Origin of the sequence: Methanolobus bombayensis (genome assembly GCF_017873415.1) — an archaeon.
GTDB classification, from domain to species: domain Archaea; phylum Halobacteriota; class Methanosarcinia; order Methanosarcinales; family Methanosarcinaceae; genus Methanolobus; species Methanolobus bombayensis.
The window spans coordinates 284272-300279 of sequence record NZ_JAGGKD010000003.1; the positions used below are offsets into that span (position 1 = coordinate 284272).

A 16008-nucleotide genomic window follows, 5' to 3' on the forward strand; every position below is an offset into this window, starting at 1 on the left:
ATGTTAACTCCGGAAATAACTCTAACACATATCATTTTTGTATCCATATCATTAGCTTGTGGATTGGCAGCTATATACTTCTGGGTGAAGGTTTATTTTGAAACTAAAAAAGGATCTATTGCCTGGTTACTTCTTGCACTTACAGCCATTTTCCTTATAACTTCTTCAATATTCCCATCAATTGCTATTAGCTCCCAGGATACAGATATTACTGAAATGGTATTCCTTTTCCTCGGTTTCTGGAGTGCTGTGTACACCAGTATATTTGCAGCAGCCGGTTTTTTGATGTTCCAGGCATTTAAGACAATTCCCCGGGAAAATCTTGGAAATTTCCTGATAGAAGGAATGGTATTTACAAAACCAGTCAAGGCAGAAGATGACATGGAAGAACTGCCGGAAGTAGAACAGGTATCTACACTTCTCAACAGGTCCACACTTATCGAATACACTCCTAAAACCAGATACGAGGATTCCGTAATAGAGATATGCCTTCGTCTTTACGGTGAAATGGTGAATACTGTGTTGGTATCTACACAACCGCGTACTGAAATGTACAAGGAGAAGATCGGAGACCTGATGGATATAGGCGCAATGAAGTTTATTGAAATATCCTCTACAACTAAACATGTTAATGATGAGGATGGAATAATCAAGTTACCTTCAGATGAGATGGGGAAATTCTTTGAACTCACAAGTAAGCTGCCTGAAGGATGTGCGGTTATCTTTGAACCTATAACCCAATTGATACTTACAGATGGAGAACAAAAGACCTATGAATTCATTTCTGAAATGGTAGAGCGTTTCTCTGCCAGCCAATTACTTCTTGTGGGCATGATCAACAAAGAAGCTCATGACGATCAAACAGTTTCAAGGTTTGAAGGACTTTTCCTTAATCTGGCTGAAGAAAAGGATGCTAAGATCCGTGTTGTAAAAGGTGGAAAGGAAGAGTACGTAAGATTCTACGTTGGAGAGAAATTCTTCATGGAACAGGATGTAGAGGTAATACTTGAAGAAAAAAAGGTTGAGTTTTAATGGACAGACAGCTTGACAATTTCCTGACCGATGCATTCAAGGAAATCGGCAGTATAGGCATGGGAAATGCTACTACATCCCTTTCTAAACTCATTGAGAAAAGGGTGCAGTTGAATCTTTCCGACGCACGTTTGTTTGAACCTTCTGCCATTGTTGATATGATACCCGACTCAATAACAATGACAAGTATTATGATTCCGGTACATGGAGATCTTAATGGTCTTACAATGTTGCTTTTTGAGTTTGGTAATGCTGTTTATCTTAGTAATCTGCTGCTCCAGAGTATTGAACATGATGATGATCCGAGTATCTATGAATCAGCACTACTTGAAACAGGAAACATTATTGCCGGATCCTACCTGAACTCCCTTTCATCATTCCTTAACCTCAAGATAATGCATTCAGTCCCGGATATTAGTATCGGTACAATTGATGACATACTGGAAAAAGGGCTCAATAAGATGCAGGAAGAACCTGAGGGAATACTGAATATTGAAACAATGTTCATGGTCTACTCCTCAGAAAAGGATGTTGGAGCTGGTACTATCTATGGAGATATGTTCTTGCTGCTGGATTCAGAATCACTTGACAGGATGCAGAATTCCATACAGGACATGTTGAAATGAATTCCTAATTATTAATCAGATCTTACGGTTGAACTATATGAAAAATATCTGGACTTATCATCTGGAAAAATCCAACGCCAATGACAATGATGGCGATAGTACATTCTCACAGATGCTCCATTCGTTTGTAAGAACAGGAAATGATGAGAAGATGCATACAGGCATTTCCATGGGGATCTCACAAAAGAATAAAAATACTGGTAATATTGATGTCAACAAAGCAGAAACCCAATTATGTACCTGGATGGCAGAAAGTCATGAAGCATACGAACTCGGAATAGATTCATCTAAAAGAGACAGTGTACGGCTTATTATGGCTGAAGATGGAGGATTATCCCTCAGATATGATGTGGCTGGAGAAACACCTTTTGAAATGTCAGTAAGATCTGAAGAAGAAGCCATGGATATTATCGAGGAAGATAATGCCACTACTGAACAGCTTTATCCGGATAATCCGGAACTAAAGTGGATTAAAATAACATAAATTTAATATATATACATTAATTCAATGGTAAAGAATAAAAACTAGTAAAACAATTAATATATAAATATTGTATAATAACTAACTGGACTCAAGAGATAAAGGAGATCTATAATTATGATGGACATTGCAATTTACTCACTTGTTGATGACATGGTCAGCAAGGCCGGCACTGAGGGTGTCGTTGAATACTGGCTTCGTGTAGGTGAGAGCTATGCAGAAAGAATGGGAAAAGAAGCATATGTAGGATGGCCTGCCTTTAATGTAGCAATGAAGGATGGAAGAACATCACTTACAGTTGAAGGTGCTGTTAATGTCCAGACTGACCTTGCTATAACTGACAAGGATGGGGATGTCATTGGTTATGTCTATGCTTTAAAAGTGTGCCCAATGGCACCTACCATGGGAAGATACATTTCAAGGATCGGACCGATACCTGACTCTGACACCGATGTAGCAGACAGCTACAATAACCGTGTAAGAGATTCAGCTGTTTCAAATTACTGCATTACCCACCAGAAATTCAGGGAAGTTGCAGCTAATAACATTACCGTTGCAAAGCAGGCTCTTGAATGCCTTCATCTTGCAAACAAGGGAATGACCGGTGAAGTGAAAATGGTACAGGAAAACCTTGCAAGGATAAATGTGGATGAGAGACACATTAAAAGTATTCTGCGCAATGCTTCCTGCGTGTTCGCACTTATTGTGAAGGGCAAGAGTGCAGGCGAGGAAATAATTGACTGATGGTGATCATATGGCTGAAAATATAGAATCCAATCCTTTTGTCGATGTTTCAGTATATCTGTTCTTTGAGGATATTTCTGATAAACAGGGTGTTGAAGGTTTCACCAATTACATGGTTGGCCAGGCCGAATCACTGGCTAAATCTGTCCCTGAGGAAGAATACCAGACATGGGATGATTTTGCAAATGCCGTTACGAACGGTGAATCTGTCCTATCATCTTTTGAACATATAGGACAGATCAGCAAATATGGTTTTGTTACAAAGGTATGCCCATTTTCCAAAGCTATTAGAGAATATATAAAAAGAATAGGTAACTTCAACCCGGTTCACATGGAAGCAACCGATCATTTCAATCACACCATACAGCCTTCCGCTGCACACAGTGCATGTATGATGCACCAGACTTACCGTAAGGAAGTAGCTAAGAGAATAAAGATCGGAGGGAAACCACTCCAGTATGCTCAGATAGCAGCAAAGGCATACACCGGAAAGATAGCACTTCCTCCTGAATCATGGAAGAAGGTATTACTGGAAAAAGCAGGAATTACCGAAACCCAGGGATTCATGGAAATGAGGGAGAACAGCTGTCTGTATCTTCTTTACGTTGAAGAATAAGAATAGAACTTTTTAGAGCAGTAAAGTATATACTGCTCTAAAACTGATTTTCTATTAATGCACCCTATAATCATTTTTATATTAGCACTTGCTGTAATACTAGTTCTTACTGCGAAACTCAGAATACATCCTTTTTTAGGTCTTATTTTAACTTCTGTTTTCACCGGTGTGCTTGCAGGTGAAGCATCTGCAACAATTGAAACAATCACAACCGGAATGGGAAAAGTATTCTCACATTTTGCCATAATTATCGCTTCAGGAAGCATTATTGGTCTTATATTACACAGGACAGGTGGAGCAAAGTTAATTGCATCTGATATCATCAGGATATCAAAAAAACCACTTTTCGGACTGAATATCCTTGGATTTATCTTTGCCGTGCCACTTATGTGTTGCATCCTTGCCTATGTAATATTCATCCCTGTTGCAAGAGAAATAAAATTAAAAGAAGGATTTCCAAAAGTTCTCACAGCATCCGTTCTTGTATTTGGAACGCTGGCCTCGTATAATCTTGTGTATCCGTCCCCAGTTATTTATTCTGCCGTTTCAGGATTGGGACTTAACAATAGTGACATACTGATTCCCGGAGTTATCATTGCATTCATCGTTTCAATTGCAGGGTATTTTTATGCTGTCAAATTCTGCAGCACAGGCGACATGAGCGGTTTCATAATAGATAATGAAAAAGAGAATGAGAATATTGAAGTACCCGGCAGGGTTGCAGCCTACTCACCAATTGCTATTCCAGTTACACTGATCCTTGCAGATGTATTTACAAACATAGCCCTGTTTGATATTGTGGGTGCACCTGACATGGCACTCCTGATAGGAGTCATTATGGCAATATTCTTTGCTTACAGGCAATACACATTTGATCCTGTCAGGAAATGGGTTGAAAAAGCAATAAAAAGAAGCGGAGTGGTCATTCTTGATATGTGCGGAGGTGGGGCTCTTGGTGCCACCCTTGCAATGACAGGGGTCGGACAGGAGATGGGAACCCTGCTTTCAGGATTACCTTTACCTGCTATTCTTGTTCCTTTCCTTATTGCAGTTGCAATACAGAGTGTACAGGGTTCACGTGTTGTTACTATGCTGGTTGCACCTTCAATAGTTATACCCCTTATCCCAGTTCTTGAACTACCAGCTGAAATTGTTCTCTTTTCTATGGCATCAGGAACATTTCTTATATCACACTTCAATGACCCGTTCTTCTGGATATATAAGGATCTGGCGGAACTGGAAACTGCTGAGGTTCTGAGAAGTTATACACTTGGTGGGGTTGTGATGGGAATTACAAGCCTATTGCTTACGGGTACAGCATATATGCTATTTTATTAAAAGCAAGTTAAAACCGCAAATAAACAAATTAATATTTATCCAAAAAAGAAAAGATCGGACCGGCAAAGCCGGTCTTCTATTTTAATAATTAATGGTGTTCGTGTTCGTCTTCAGCCTTCTGATTTTCCCATGCTTCCTGTGCATCATTGATAGAATCAAGGCACTTCTTGCATAACTGAACTGTGTCGTCCTCGGCACCCTTTGAGAATGAAGGTCTGCTGATTGTTACATCGTACAACTGTGCGATTGCACCGCAGAGATCACATACTCCTGCTGCTCCGCAGCTTGGAGACTCTGCCTGTGCATCATGGGCTTTTTTGCCTGCGTTTAAGCATCCTTCACAAAGACCCTGCCACATTCCGTGTGGATAAGACTCTGCGTACTTTGGTTTGAATACTCTTACAGGAACCACTGTTGGAATGGCTACTCCACAAAGATCACAATCTGCCATTTTACATACCTCCTACCAGTACTTTTGCTGCTTCCATTGCCCAGTAGATGAAAGGCTCTGACCAGAAACCAATTGCAAGTACACCAACTGCTGCAACTACCATTGCAACGGTGTAGGGATAAGGTTCTGCGACCTTCTCACTGTCTGTTGGCAGGAAGTACATGTACTTGACGATCTTTGCATAATAGCCCAGTGAAATTGCACTGTTAAGAATTGCAATTACTGCAAGCCAAGCAAAGCCTGCCTGGATGGTTGATGAGAACAATACGAACTTGCTCATGTAACCTGCTGTTAATGGGATACCTGCAAGAGCAAATACGAATATTGTCATACAGAGAGCAGTTACCGGCATTCTCTTGCCAAGACCTCTGAAGTTATCAATGTGATCTGGGTCAGGTGATTCCTTGTTCTCAGAAAGTACCATGTACGTTACAGCGGCTGTTGCAATGAAAGCTCCTGCTTTCATGAAACCGTGTGACAGTGCATAGAATATACCACCGCCAAGTGCCAATGGTGTTAGTACCACAAATGCCATTGTGATGTAACCTGCCTGTGCAAGTGAGGAGTATGCAAGCATTCTCTTGACACTTGTCTGGTTCAGGGCTACAACGTTTCCGTATGTCATTGTGATTACTGCAAGTATTGCAAAGGCAGTCTGCCATTCAGCCTGAAGGGCTATGAGTGCAACCACAAATACCTTGAGAGCTGCTACAATACCCATCTTCTTTGAACCTGCTGCAAGCAGTGCGGATACAACTGATGGTGAACCCTGGTATGTGTCAGGTGCCCACATGTGGAATGGTACAAGAGCTATCTTGAATCCGAATCCAGCAATCAGAAGAACTACTGCAACAATGCCCATTGGGCTTGAGGCCAGTATGCCTGCATTAGCTGCAACTTCCGGAATACTGGTTGTACCTGTTGCTCCGTATACATATGATATACCAAGGAGCATAAGTGCTGCTGAAAGTGAACCAATGATGAAGTACTTCATGGCTGCTTCCAGTGACTTGGCATTATTCTTCTCAAATCCTGCAAGTGCATAGGTTGCAAGACTTGCGAGTTCGAATGCAACGAAGAGTACCATGAGGTCGTTTGCAGATGCAACGAACATCATACCGATTGTTGCAAAGAGCCCAAGCGCAAAGAACTCCTCTGTGTTGCTGTTTCCCTCAGTGTACTTGATTCCTGAGATCGTAAAGAGTAATGCGACCACAAGGAAAACTATCTTGAAGAACTGCGACAGGGCATCTATTGACACTGTGTCATAAAATACCAGTGCTTCAGTTCCAAGACTTGAAATTGTCAGTCCAAGGGCAACAAGAACACCAAGAGATGCCAGGTAGCCAAGAATCTTTTTTGAGCCTGTCGGAAGGAATAATCCGATAAGCAATACTGCCAGTCCTGTGAGTGCAATGACAATTTCAGGTGCTAATAACATAAGATCCATTATTTACACCCCCATTACAGCCATAAGGCTGACTATCTGTTCTGAGTTTGTCAACATCATTTCAAGCACCGGGCTTGGGTTAAGTCCGAAGTACAGTATGAGTATTGCGATGACACCCATTGAAAGTGTCTGATAAGTATTGATATCTGTTACTGTACCGAGTTTCTCATTATAGACACCAAACATTGCCCTCTGGAGAGCCCAAAGGTGATATGCTGCGGTTATCACGATTGCAACCAGTGCAATCATAACGTATGATGGCAGGTTCACAAAGCTTCCGGCAAGCACGGATACTTCAGCAATGAAGCCGCTAAGACCGGGAAGTCCAAGGGATGCCATAAATGTCAGTACCATAATAACTGCCAGTTTTGGCATCTTCTGTGCAAGACCGCCAAGGTCGTTGATGATTCTTGTGCCTGTTACATTCTTGATAATTCCACATGACATGAACATAATGCTCATGATAAGTCCGTGTGAGAACTGCTGGAACATTGCTCCGGAAACGGAGAGTGAAACCAGACCGGCTGCACCAAGTGTTACGTAGCCCATGTGGCTTACACTGGAGTATGCAACCATTCTCTTGAGGTCCTTCTGTGAGAGTGCAAGGAATGCACCGTAAAGTATACTTACTGAACCAAGGGATGCCATGATGGTAATCATCAGGTTTGGTGATGCTGTGAATGGCAACATTGGAAGCATGATCTTAAAAAGACCATATCCACCGATCTTAAGCATGACAAAGAGCACACTGCCAGCAGTTGGTGCCTCAGTATATGCATCAGGAAGCCATGAGTGGAATGGGAAACTTGGAATCTTGACAATGAAACCGAAAAGCAGTGCAAGGAATATCATATCCTTTGCAATTCCGGATTCAATGAACTGGAACTGGGCAATAAGCGTTGGTATGTCCAGTGTAGGAGTTCCTGTCATGTCCCATGCTGCGAAGTAAAGTCCGAATATACCCAGAAGCATCACAAGGGAAGCCACGTGAGTATAGATAAAGAATTTAATTGCTGCTTTGTGTTTATTGGGTCCTCCCCATATGCTCACCATAAAGAAGAGCGGTATGAGTGTAAGTTCCCAGAATATGTAGAACAGGAAGAAGTCCAGTGCGGTGAATACACCAATTACTGCACCCTCTGTTGCGAGTATGAATGCATAGAACTTGTTTGGTGATTTCCTGTCATCGTTCCATGTGAAGAGAACGAGCAGTGGAAGTACAATAGCATTGAGAAGTATCAATGGCATTGAGATTCCGTCAACACCGAGGTGATAGTTAATTCCAAGGGATTCTACCCACGGTACAAGTTCCTTGAATTGGTTATCCGCTATAGTACTGTCGAAGTTAAAGTACATGTATACTGTGAGTAACAGTACGATAACAGTACCTGCAAGGGCTATTGCTCTTGCCTGTTCCTTTGTTTTTGTTAATAATGCAAGTGCTGCAAATATCAGAGGTATCAGCACGATCATTGAAAGTATCGGCATCATCAGATTACCTCCATTACCACTTTAATAAGAATGACCAGAAGACTTACTCCGGTTATTACTGCTGTGGCATAATTCTGTACTGCTCCTGTCTGGAACTGACGCAAAGATTCACCTGCTTCCAGTGTAAGATCGCTGAACCAGTTGACGGTCCAGTCAAATCCTCTGTCAATGGCACGTCCTGCAAAGGCAAATCCTTCGTAGATTACCTTGACTGAGAAGAAATCTGTGAATATAGCGTTCTGATAGTACCTGTTGTACAGGAGTTTGTATATCGGGTTGTTTCTTGAAACCAGGCTGTCCATATTGACAATCTTCAATCCGTATATAAGGAAAGCTATGACAAAACCTGCAAGTGCGACGATCAATGGCATCCAAAGGATAATCAATGGTTCATGATGACCACCATGTGAGGCAAGATGATATCCACCGATTGATGCAAGTTCATGGATATCCATATTTACGAAATTGTTCACGAAGGTCTCACTTACAAAAGTATTGAATGTCTTTGATGTCAGACCACCGAAGAACAGTGCGAACACTGCAAGTATTGAAAGCGGAACTGTCATTGAACCAGGTGACTCGTGACCTCCATAGTCAGTACGTGGCTTTCCGTAGAATGTCATGAAAAGTAGTCTGAATATGTACAGGGAAGTCAGAAGTGCTGCTACAATAGAGAGTGCATATGGTATCCATGCACCAGTCGTATCTCCGAAAAGGTATGCATTTTCGATTATCGCATCCTTACTGAAGAAACCACTGGTACCAATTGATGTACCCGGAATACCAATTCCTGCAAGTGCAAGGGATGCAGCCACCATTGTTGCTGCCGTTATAGGCATTACCTTTGCAACACCTCCAAGCTGTCTCATATCATGTGTACCTACTGCGTGAATTACGCTACCTGCACACAGGAAGAGAAGAGCCTTGAAGAATGCGTGGTTGATCAGGTGGAAGAGTGAGATACCTACTGCTTCAGCACCTATAGCTGCGCCCACACCAAGACCCAGCATCATATAACCTAGCTGGCTGATCGTGGAGTATGCAAGTACACGCTTGAGGTCGTTCATGACGATACCCATTGTTGCCGCGAATATTGCGGTGAAAGCACCAACGTATGCAACTACCATGAGTGAGTCAGGAGCTGCGATGAACATCGGGAATGTTCTTGCAACCAGATATACACCGGCTGTAACCATTGTTGCTGCGTGTATAAGAGCTGAAACAGTTGTAGGACCTTCCATTGCGTCAGGAAGCCACACATGGAGCGGGAACTGACCTGACTTACCAACAGCACCACCGAAGAATAGGAGTGTTATCAGGGTGATGTGGCTTACCTCCATTCCAAAGATGTTTGCATTCATTGCTGCAATATCCGGAATGTGAGCGAATATCTCGTCGAACCTGAGTATATAGACACCATCGGGGATTGTACCGTTGAATATCTTGAAAAGGTCCGAGAACAGGATTATGATACCTGCAAGGAACATTACGTCACCGACCCTGGTTGTCAGGAAAGCCTTCTTTGCTGCTGTTGCAGCAGATGGCTTCTCGAACCAGAATCCGATAAGCAGGTATGAACAGACACCCACAAGTTCCCAGCAAATGAAGAGCTGGAGGATGTTGTCCGAAAGAACCAGACCAAGCATTGAAGCTGTAAACAGTGCTGTCTCGGCAAAGTACCTGGAAGGTGCCTTGTCGTGTGACATGTAACCTACTGAATAGATATGGATGAGCAGACTTACAAGTGTAACCATTGTAAGCATCACTGCTGCCAGCGGATCAACAAGGATACCTATGTTGAGCATGGCAAACCAGCTGTATGATTGGCTCACAACTTCTTCAGGGTTTGCAAGCAGGTTCAATGTAATTAATAATGATATTACGAATGATGTAGCAATAGCTACTATTGGAATTATTGCACCGCCACTTGGCAGTTTCTTCCCAAGGAAGAAAGTCAGCACAAAGGCAAGTGCAGGCAGGACCGGAATTAAAAATGCAAAATCTCCTACTGCCATTTTTACCACCTCAGTACGTTAATATGGTCAAGACTGATCGTATCCTTCATCCTGTAAAGAGCCATCAGTATAGCAAAGCCAATTGCTGCCTCACAGGCTGCCAGTGCGATGGAGAACAGTGCAAATACCTGTCCTGTAAGATCATGGTTGTAGCTTGAGAATGCCACAAGATTAAGATTAGCGGCATTGAGCATGAGTTCCACGCACATGAGAATACGAATACCACTACGCTGTGTCATAAGTCCATAAAGACCTATTGAGAATAATATTGCTGCAAGAGCAAGATAAAATGCGATTGGTATCATTTGTTATCATCTCCTTTTGCCATGTAGATGGCACCCATCAATGAGGACAACAATACGATAGACATTATTTCGAAAGGAACCACGAAATCAGTAAAGATCATAACTCCGATCGCCTCAATGTTACTCTGATCCTCAATGTTCTGAGGGAGCTGATCCATTGCTGGCCAGGCTGTAAACACAATTGCCACAGCAAGTACTGCAAGGAACAGGAAAGCGATTATCATTCCAAAGATTCGTGGTTTGAGGTAGTCATACACAGATGTAGCAATATCCATTGCTGTAAATGATATTTCTTTATTCAGCATCTGTACCAAACTCCTTCTTAGTAAGCATTACAGCAAACAGTATCAATACACCTACTGCACCGATGTACACCAGTACCTGGGCAACACCAAGGAACTGTGCATTGAGCATTATGTAAAAAGCCGCAACAATGAACATTGTCACAACAAGTGCAAGTGCTGCCCTTACTACATCTTTAGCTGTAACTACAAATATTGAGAATACTATCGATACAAGAGCAAGGATCGCAAAGACGATCAATTCTATTATTGTGCCTATTGTGGCGTCCATCTGCTCACCTCTTCACCAGCTTCTTCTTCAGCATTAATGTCAATTTCCCTTGCCAGCATGTCCGGTGTAAAGAGAAGATCCTCATGGTTCCAGCGGATTACACCTGTCAGGTATACCTTTGAGCTTTCCAATGCATCCTTTGGACACTGACTGATACAAAGACCACAGAACAGACAGTGACCTATGTCAATTTCAGGGAACCATCTCTGCTTGTCACTATCCGGACTAACACGTGCCCTGACTATCTTGATACAATTGTTGGGACATGTGTTGGCACATATTCCACAACCTATACATTTCGTTTTATCCAGTTTTTGCAACCCTCTGAACCTGTCTGAAAGCTTTGTAGGCACTTCAGGACACTGTCTTGTTACAGGCGGGCCAAAATAAATGTTCTTTACTGCTGTTATGATATTTTTAATAACCATTTCAGTACACCCCCAGCAGGCCAAGTCCGATTACCCAACCAAGGTTAAGCAGGGACAATGGTAGAAGTTTTTTCCAGCTCAGGTCTACTACCTGGTCGATCCTGAACCTTGGAACAGCCCATCTGATCATTATGATAAAGAGCATCACCAGAGCTACCTTCAACAGGAAGAATACTGTTGGAAGGATTATACCAAGGATAGTTATATCAGTCAGGAATACAGGCAAATTCCATCCACCAAGGAACAATAGTACAACAAGCATTGAACCAAGAATCAGGTGAATATATTCTGCAAAGAAAACATAACCGAATCTCATACTTGTGTATTCGGTGAGAAAACCGGCAATGAGTTCTTCCTCAGATTCGTTCTGGTCAAAAGGAAGACGACCCATATCAGCCATAAGAGCAATGAAGAACACAATAGCTCCCAGAGGCTGCATTATTATGAACCACATAGGACTCTGTGCCTCAGCGATATCTATTATATTAAGTGATCCTGCCATGATGGCGACACTCACAATACAGATACCAAGAGGAACTTCGTATCCTATCATACGTGCAAAGTTCCTGAAAGCTCCAAGAACTGAATATTTATTGTTTGCACTGTAAGCAACCATGAATATACCAATAATAGAGATTGCGGACATGGCTTCAATATAAAGGATACTGATGTCCATATCTGTTGCTGCAATTGGATAACTCTGTCCGTCAATGATGACAGCACCAAAAGGAATTGCCACAAGCATGAGGAAAACAGACCCCATAAGAAGGATAGGTGCTGAAACAAATAATAATCTGTCAGCATTCCTGGGTATGATATCTTCTTTCGTGAACAGCTTGATAGCATCTGCAGCGAGCTGAAGTAATCCGTGAGGACCTACTCTCATTGGACCATATCTTTGCTGGATATCTGCAGAGAGTTTACGCTCAAACCAAATAGCTACACATGCTCCTCCGAATATTGCACCCATAAGACAAAGTCCAAGAACTGCCCTCAAGATAGGATTGTAGATAATATCTATATCAATCATCATTATCACCTGTCAACCTCACTGGTACATGTGTCCATACTACCGGCAATTGACACGATATCAGCAACTGTCACACCCTTAAGCAGTGGAGGGAGTGTCTGGAGTGTCGGGTACACAGGTCCTCTTATCTTTACACGATATGGTTTATCAGAACCATCGGATACCATATAGAATCCCATTTCACCTCTTGGGTCCTCCACACGGTGGAATACCTCTCCGGCAGGGATTCTCATTACAGGTGACCTCTTACCATACGGAGTGTCCTCAGGGAAGAGTGGTCCTGATGGAATCTGGTCAAGACACTGTTCAATGATGTGCATACTTTCACGCATCTCATCCAGACGTACCTGGATTCTTGCGTAAACATCACCATCTGTCTGTGTGCATACCTTAAAATCAAGGTCATCATAAACAAGATAAGGTTCATCCTTACGGATATCAAAAGCAACACCTGTTGCCCTGAGAGGTGGTCCTGAGACACCAAGGTCTTTTGCAACATCTGCTGTAAGGACACCAATTCCTACAGTTCTTGCTCTGTAGATATCATCGGTCCTGTAAAGCTCTTCATACTGATCAACAGCTTTTCTCAGGTTTCCAAAGACATACTTTACGTCGTCCTTGAATCCGTCAGGAAGGTCGTCCTTTACACCACCATAACGCAGGAAACTGTGTGTGACACGTGCTCCGGTAACGGAGTCAATAAGAGACATCACATCTTCCCTGTCCCTGATTGTATACATGAACATACTTACAAAGCCTAAAAAGGAAGCATATTCTCCCATACCAAGCAGATGGCTCTGTATTCTTGAAAGTTCTTCCATAATAACACGGATATACTGAGATCTCTCAGGTACCTCAATACCTGCAAGCTTCTCAACACAACCAACATAAGCTTCTTCATTGGTCATTGCTGCTAGGTAACATATCCTGTCAACAATGGTAATACCCTGAAGATATGTTTTATTTTCAAGGATTTTTTCAATTCCTTTGTGGATCCAGCCCATCTCAACTTCAGAATCCACAATGGTCTCACCCCTCAATTTCGCATTCAACCTGAATGGTCCTGGCATCATGGGGTGTTGTGGGCCAAGATGTACTATCATTTCAGAAGGTTCAACTGTTTCATCCATATTTAACCCTCACACCAAATTCCTGGCAGTCTTGTTGGGGAAGCCTTTGTAGTCTTTACGTAATGGCCACTCACCGAGCATCTCTTTAGGAAGTACAAGAGGTTTAAGGTCGGGGTGGTTAAGGTACTTCACACCAAACAGTTCGTAAGTTTCTCTTTCGTACCAGTTAGCATTCCAGTAAACAGGTACCACAGATTCAATTTCCGGATTGTCCCTTGGAAGGATTGCCTTCATTGTAAGAACAACCGGATGTTCATAGGAACCTATTACATATATTACTTCGATCTCATTCCTGTCCGGATAGTCTACTCCGAATTCACAGCAGAGGTGTCCGAAAGACAGGTCTTCTTTGAGGTAGCGGCAAACTTCCACTACGTTTTCTGGCTTCACTTTGGCACCGATCCTTATATCGGATTCCATGATATCATCACAAATGTCGTCCGGGAACTTGCCTTTAAGTGAAGTGATAATAGAATTAGCGTCCATTTTTTCACCTCAATAATCAGTACCTTTGTCCTTCTTTGCATCGATCTTCTTCTGGAGCTCAACAAAACCCTGAATAAGAGCTTCACACCTTGGAGGACATCCTGGTACAAAAACATCTACAGGGAAAATATCGTCAACGTTCTGGTGAGTACTGTATGACTCATAGAATGGACCACCGCTGATTGCACAGTCTCCAAAACAGATTACCCATTTAGGTGCAGGCATCTGGTCCCATACCCTTTTCAGAGCTGGCAGGTACTTCTTTGTTACGTACCCACTGATAATGAGCACATCAGCGTGCCTTGGGGAATTACGTGGGATAATACCAAAACGGTCGGTATCGTAGTGAGCCATACCTGTTGCAAGCAGCTCAACACCACAGCATCCCATTGCGTTTACCATGAACCACAATGAATTTTTACGTCCCCAGTTGAGAACATCCTGAACCTTTGTTTTCTTAAGGAAATCAGCGATAGCATTTGAGTCTGTAAGCATTGTTCCCGGAACATCAGTATATCCAACATCCAAGACTGCATCTTGTTCGGCATTTGTCTGCTCTATCTCATCCATTTAAGAGCCTCCTTCTTGATTAGGTACACATAACCAAACAATACAACAAAAATAAAGACTAACATTTCTACAGTTGCTATATAATCAATACCATGTCCTTTGAAAATAGTAGCCCATGGATAAAGGAAAAGGACTTCAATATCAAAGAGAACAAAAGCAATGGCATAAAGATAATACTCGACATTAAATTGTATCCTGGCATTTCCTTTTGGAAGAGAACCAGCCTCATATGTCGTGTATTTTGCTAATGATTTGCTCCTGGGACTTAACATTTTTACTATTAACATTGTCATAGGAGGCATCACTAGTGCCACAATGAGGATTATTGCAACCGGTATGTAACTATTGGCTATGTTACTAATATCGATTATTCCTGACATAAACTATTCTCCTGAAAGTTATAAAGATACATAGACTATTTGTATAAAACACCTTCGTGCGAGTGAATACCCAAATAACTATACAACCTGTACGGATAGACAAACAATATCTGTCGACATATTTTTCAATAGATAGAGTTCTAGTAATTGATAATAATTCATCATATTTAAATTGTCTCAATCGAAATACAGGATGCTGAAACCCCAGCCAAAAACTATAATAGGAAGGAAAAATGGAAGTTTGGAAAGTTATCACTGCCTAAAATTTTAAAATATCCCATGTCAGCCTTCATCAACTTAATTTCTGACATATATAAAATTCGCGATGTTGAAAAATAAATTAAAAGCGTTCAAACGCTTTTCATCGAGAAATATTTTTTAATTACCGTACCACATTCCGAACACGAAATAACCATCCAGTCACCAATATCCCTGCGGGTATATTTCTCAAAGATAGAAGAACCACAACCAGGACATACATAATAGTCCTTAAAGTAATAATGGTAGAAATGCGGACTTTCTTCCAGCCATTCGAGAACTTTCTGCATATGTTCGAAATAGCGCTTCTTTGAAGGATGACTTTCACCATTTTCCAGAGCATCAGTTACCCTGGAACTTATGTCCTTTGTATGCTGATCTGATTTCTTTACCAGCTTCTTATAATCGGAAATATATTTTGTTGTGTTGTTTAAATAATTAAGATAGGCACCATGGGCCTTAGGTTCATGTTTCCAGATGGTTCGAAGGAAATACTCTCCCATAACGTCTTCCATGATGTCCGCGCATGTGGTACAAATATTGTATCCATCAAAGTGCCTGAAGTCCTGAAGTTCCCCACATATTACGCAAGTTTCCATATAAC

General features: G+C 41.9%; 20 protein-coding genes. 6 read left to right on the plus strand and 14 right to left on the minus strand.

From position 1 onward, the window contains the following. From J2746_RS05400 to J2746_RS05425, 6 genes are all read left to right on the plus strand, one after another. On the plus strand, positions 1 to 1032 hold the full coding sequence (locus tag J2746_RS05400; protein ID WP_209617393.1) for a DUF3795 domain-containing protein: 1032 nt from the start codon (positions 1 to 3) through the stop codon (positions 1030 to 1032). Further along, complete coding sequence (locus tag J2746_RS05405) at positions 1032 to 1658, plus strand: chemotaxis protein CheC (RefSeq protein ID WP_209617396.1); 627 nt, start codon at positions 1032 to 1034, stop codon at positions 1656 to 1658. Before J2746_RS05400 ends, J2746_RS05405 begins: the two co-directional genes overlap by 1 nt. A gap of 37 nt (positions 1659 to 1695) precedes the next feature. Continuing rightward, positions 1696 to 2142 carry a hypothetical protein gene (locus J2746_RS05410; RefSeq protein WP_209617399.1) on the plus strand — a complete coding sequence of 149 codons (447 nt, stop codon included), beginning with the start codon at positions 1696 to 1698 and terminating at the stop codon, positions 2140 to 2142. A 114-nt stretch (positions 2143 to 2256) separates the two neighbouring features. After that, on the plus strand, positions 2257 to 2883 hold the full coding sequence (locus J2746_RS05415; protein WP_209617402.1) for a hypothetical protein: 627 nt from the start codon (positions 2257 to 2259) through the stop codon (positions 2881 to 2883). A 10-nt stretch (positions 2884 to 2893) separates the two neighbouring features. After that, positions 2894 to 3499, plus strand: a complete 606-nt coding sequence (locus J2746_RS05420) for a hypothetical protein (protein ID WP_209617405.1) — start codon at positions 2894 to 2896, stop codon at positions 3497 to 3499. A 57-nt stretch (positions 3500 to 3556) separates the two neighbouring features. Then, complete coding sequence (locus J2746_RS05425; protein ID WP_209617408.1) at positions 3557 to 4837, plus strand: GntP family permease; 1281 nt, start codon at positions 3557 to 3559, stop codon at positions 4835 to 4837. Between the two features lie 88 nt (positions 4838 to 4925). Here the strand turns inward: J2746_RS05425 and fpoO are convergent, their stop codons facing one another. The 14 genes from fpoO to J2746_RS05490 all read right to left on the minus strand — a co-directional run bounded on the left by fpoO (position 4926) and on the right by J2746_RS05490 (position 16003). Next, a complete protein-coding gene (gene fpoO / locus J2746_RS05430; protein WP_209617411.1) occupies positions 4926 to 5288 on the minus strand; it encodes a F420H2 dehydrogenase subunit FpoO in 363 nt (120 codons plus the stop codon). A 1-nt stretch (position 5289) separates the two neighbouring features. After that, on the minus strand, positions 5290 to 6741 hold the full coding sequence (gene fpoN / locus J2746_RS05435) for a F(420)H(2) dehydrogenase subunit N (RefSeq protein ID WP_209617570.1): 1452 nt from the start codon (positions 6739 to 6741) through the stop codon (positions 5290 to 5292). Next, positions 6742 to 8229: a F(420)H(2) dehydrogenase subunit M gene (gene fpoM, locus J2746_RS05440; protein WP_209617414.1), complete on the minus strand. Its 1488-nt coding sequence runs from the start codon at positions 8227 to 8229 to the stop codon at positions 6742 to 6744. Continuing rightward, complete coding sequence (gene fpoL / locus J2746_RS05445; RefSeq protein ID WP_209617416.1) at positions 8229 to 10244, minus strand: F420H2 dehydrogenase subunit FpoL; 2016 nt, start codon at positions 10242 to 10244, stop codon at positions 8229 to 8231. Before fpoL ends, fpoM begins: the two co-directional genes overlap by 1 nt. Positions 10245 to 10246: 2 nt before the next feature. Next, entirely contained in the window at positions 10247 to 10549 is a 303-nt protein-coding gene (gene fpoK / locus J2746_RS05450) for a F420H2 dehydrogenase subunit FpoK (protein ID WP_245250008.1), read from the minus strand. Then, positions 10546 to 10854, minus strand: a complete 309-nt coding sequence (gene fpoJ, locus J2746_RS14860; protein ID WP_209617419.1) for a F420H2 dehydrogenase subunit FpoJ — start codon at positions 10852 to 10854, stop codon at positions 10546 to 10548. Before fpoJ ends, fpoK begins: the two co-directional genes overlap by 4 nt. After that, entirely contained in the window at positions 10844 to 11122 is a 279-nt protein-coding gene (locus tag J2746_RS14865) for an NADH-quinone oxidoreductase subunit J (RefSeq protein ID WP_209617423.1), read from the minus strand. Before J2746_RS14865 ends, fpoJ begins: the two co-directional genes overlap by 11 nt. Beyond that, positions 11107 to 11550, minus strand: coding sequence for a F420H2 dehydrogenase subunit FpoI (fpoI, locus tag J2746_RS05465; RefSeq protein ID WP_209617424.1), 444 nt, complete (start codon positions 11548 to 11550; stop codon positions 11107 to 11109). The genes J2746_RS14865 and fpoI overlap by 16 nt, the downstream gene beginning before the upstream one ends. Before the next feature lies 1 nt (position 11551). After that, positions 11552 to 12580, minus strand: a complete 1029-nt coding sequence (gene fpoH / locus J2746_RS05470; RefSeq protein ID WP_209617427.1) for a F420H2 dehydrogenase subunit FpoH — start codon at positions 12578 to 12580, stop codon at positions 11552 to 11554. 5 nt (positions 12581 to 12585) lie between these two features. Then, positions 12586 to 13710, minus strand: coding sequence for a F420H2 dehydrogenase subunit FpoD (gene fpoD, locus J2746_RS05475; protein ID WP_245249996.1), 1125 nt, complete (start codon positions 13708 to 13710; stop codon positions 12586 to 12588). A gap of 9 nt (positions 13711 to 13719) precedes the next feature. Continuing rightward, the gene (fpoC, locus tag J2746_RS14660; protein WP_245249997.1) at positions 13720 to 14196 is read right to left on the minus strand and encodes a F420H2 dehydrogenase subunit FpoC; all 477 of its coding nucleotides are present in this window, start codon (positions 14194 to 14196) and stop codon (positions 13720 to 13722) included. 9 nt (positions 14197 to 14205) lie between these two features. Further along, the gene (locus tag J2746_RS05480) at positions 14206 to 14766 is read right to left on the minus strand and encodes an NADH-quinone oxidoreductase subunit B (RefSeq protein WP_209617429.1); all 561 of its coding nucleotides are present in this window, start codon (positions 14764 to 14766) and stop codon (positions 14206 to 14208) included. Continuing rightward, positions 14754 to 15146 (minus strand): F420H2 dehydrogenase subunit FpoA, encoded by a 393-nt coding sequence (fpoA, locus tag J2746_RS05485; protein ID WP_209617432.1) that lies wholly within the window; start codon positions 15144 to 15146, stop codon positions 14754 to 14756. The genes J2746_RS05480 and fpoA overlap by 13 nt, the downstream gene beginning before the upstream one ends. A gap of 350 nt (positions 15147 to 15496) precedes the next feature. After that, positions 15497 to 16003, minus strand: coding sequence for a hypothetical protein (locus J2746_RS05490; protein ID WP_209617435.1), 507 nt, complete (start codon positions 16001 to 16003; stop codon positions 15497 to 15499). Positions 16004 to 16008 lie beyond the last annotated feature (5 nt).

Excerpts from the sequence above, each read along its gene's own strand:
- J2746_RS05405 (WP_209617396.1), top strand. The coding sequence starts at position 1,032 with ATGGACAGACAGCTTGACAATTTCCTGACCGATGCATTCAAGGAAATC.
- J2746_RS14865 (WP_209617423.1), bottom strand. The coding sequence starts at position 11,122 with ATGGACGCCACAATAGGCACAATAATAGAATTGATCGTCTTTGCGATC.
- fpoK (WP_245250008.1), bottom strand. The coding sequence starts at position 10,549 with ATGATACCAATCGCATTTTATCTTGCTCTTGCAGCAATATTATTCTCA.
- J2746_RS05400 (WP_209617393.1), top strand. The coding sequence starts at position 1 with ATGTTAACTCCGGAAATAACTCTAACACATATCATTTTTGTATCCATA.
- fpoC (WP_245249997.1), bottom strand. The coding sequence starts at position 14,196 with ATGGACGCTAATTCTATTATCACTTCACTTAAAGGCAAGTTCCCGGAC.
- fpoM (WP_209617414.1), bottom strand. The coding sequence starts at position 8,229 with ATGATGCCGATACTTTCAATGATCGTGCTGATACCTCTGATATTTGCA.
- fpoL (WP_209617416.1), bottom strand. The coding sequence starts at position 10,244 with ATGGCAGTAGGAGATTTTGCATTTTTAATTCCGGTCCTGCCTGCACTT.
- fpoI (WP_209617424.1), bottom strand. The coding sequence starts at position 11,550 with ATGGTTATTAAAAATATCATAACAGCAGTAAAGAACATTTATTTTGGC.
- J2746_RS05415 (WP_209617402.1), top strand. The coding sequence starts at position 2,257 with ATGATGGACATTGCAATTTACTCACTTGTTGATGACATGGTCAGCAAG.
- J2746_RS05480 (WP_209617429.1), bottom strand. The coding sequence starts at position 14,766 with ATGGATGAGATAGAGCAGACAAATGCCGAACAAGATGCAGTCTTGGAT.
- fpoD (WP_245249996.1), bottom strand. The coding sequence starts at position 13,710 with ATGGATGAAACAGTTGAACCTTCTGAAATGATAGTACATCTTGGCCCA.
- fpoO (WP_209617411.1), bottom strand. The coding sequence starts at position 5,288 with ATGGCAGATTGTGATCTTTGTGGAGTAGCCATTCCAACAGTGGTTCCT.
- fpoJ (WP_209617419.1), bottom strand. The coding sequence starts at position 10,854 with ATGCTGAATAAAGAAATATCATTTACAGCAATGGATATTGCTACATCT.
- J2746_RS05420 (WP_209617405.1), top strand. The coding sequence starts at position 2,894 with ATGGCTGAAAATATAGAATCCAATCCTTTTGTCGATGTTTCAGTATAT.
- J2746_RS05490 (WP_209617435.1), bottom strand. The coding sequence starts at position 16,003 with ATGGAAACTTGCGTAATATGTGGGGAACTTCAGGACTTCAGGCACTTT.
- J2746_RS05410 (WP_209617399.1), top strand. The coding sequence starts at position 1,696 with ATGAAAAATATCTGGACTTATCATCTGGAAAAATCCAACGCCAATGAC.
- fpoA (WP_209617432.1), bottom strand. The coding sequence starts at position 15,146 with ATGTCAGGAATAATCGATATTAGTAACATAGCCAATAGTTACATACCG.
- J2746_RS05425 (WP_209617408.1), top strand. The coding sequence starts at position 3,557 with ATGCACCCTATAATCATTTTTATATTAGCACTTGCTGTAATACTAGTT.
- fpoH (WP_209617427.1), bottom strand. The coding sequence starts at position 12,580 with ATGATTGATATAGATATTATCTACAATCCTATCTTGAGGGCAGTTCTT.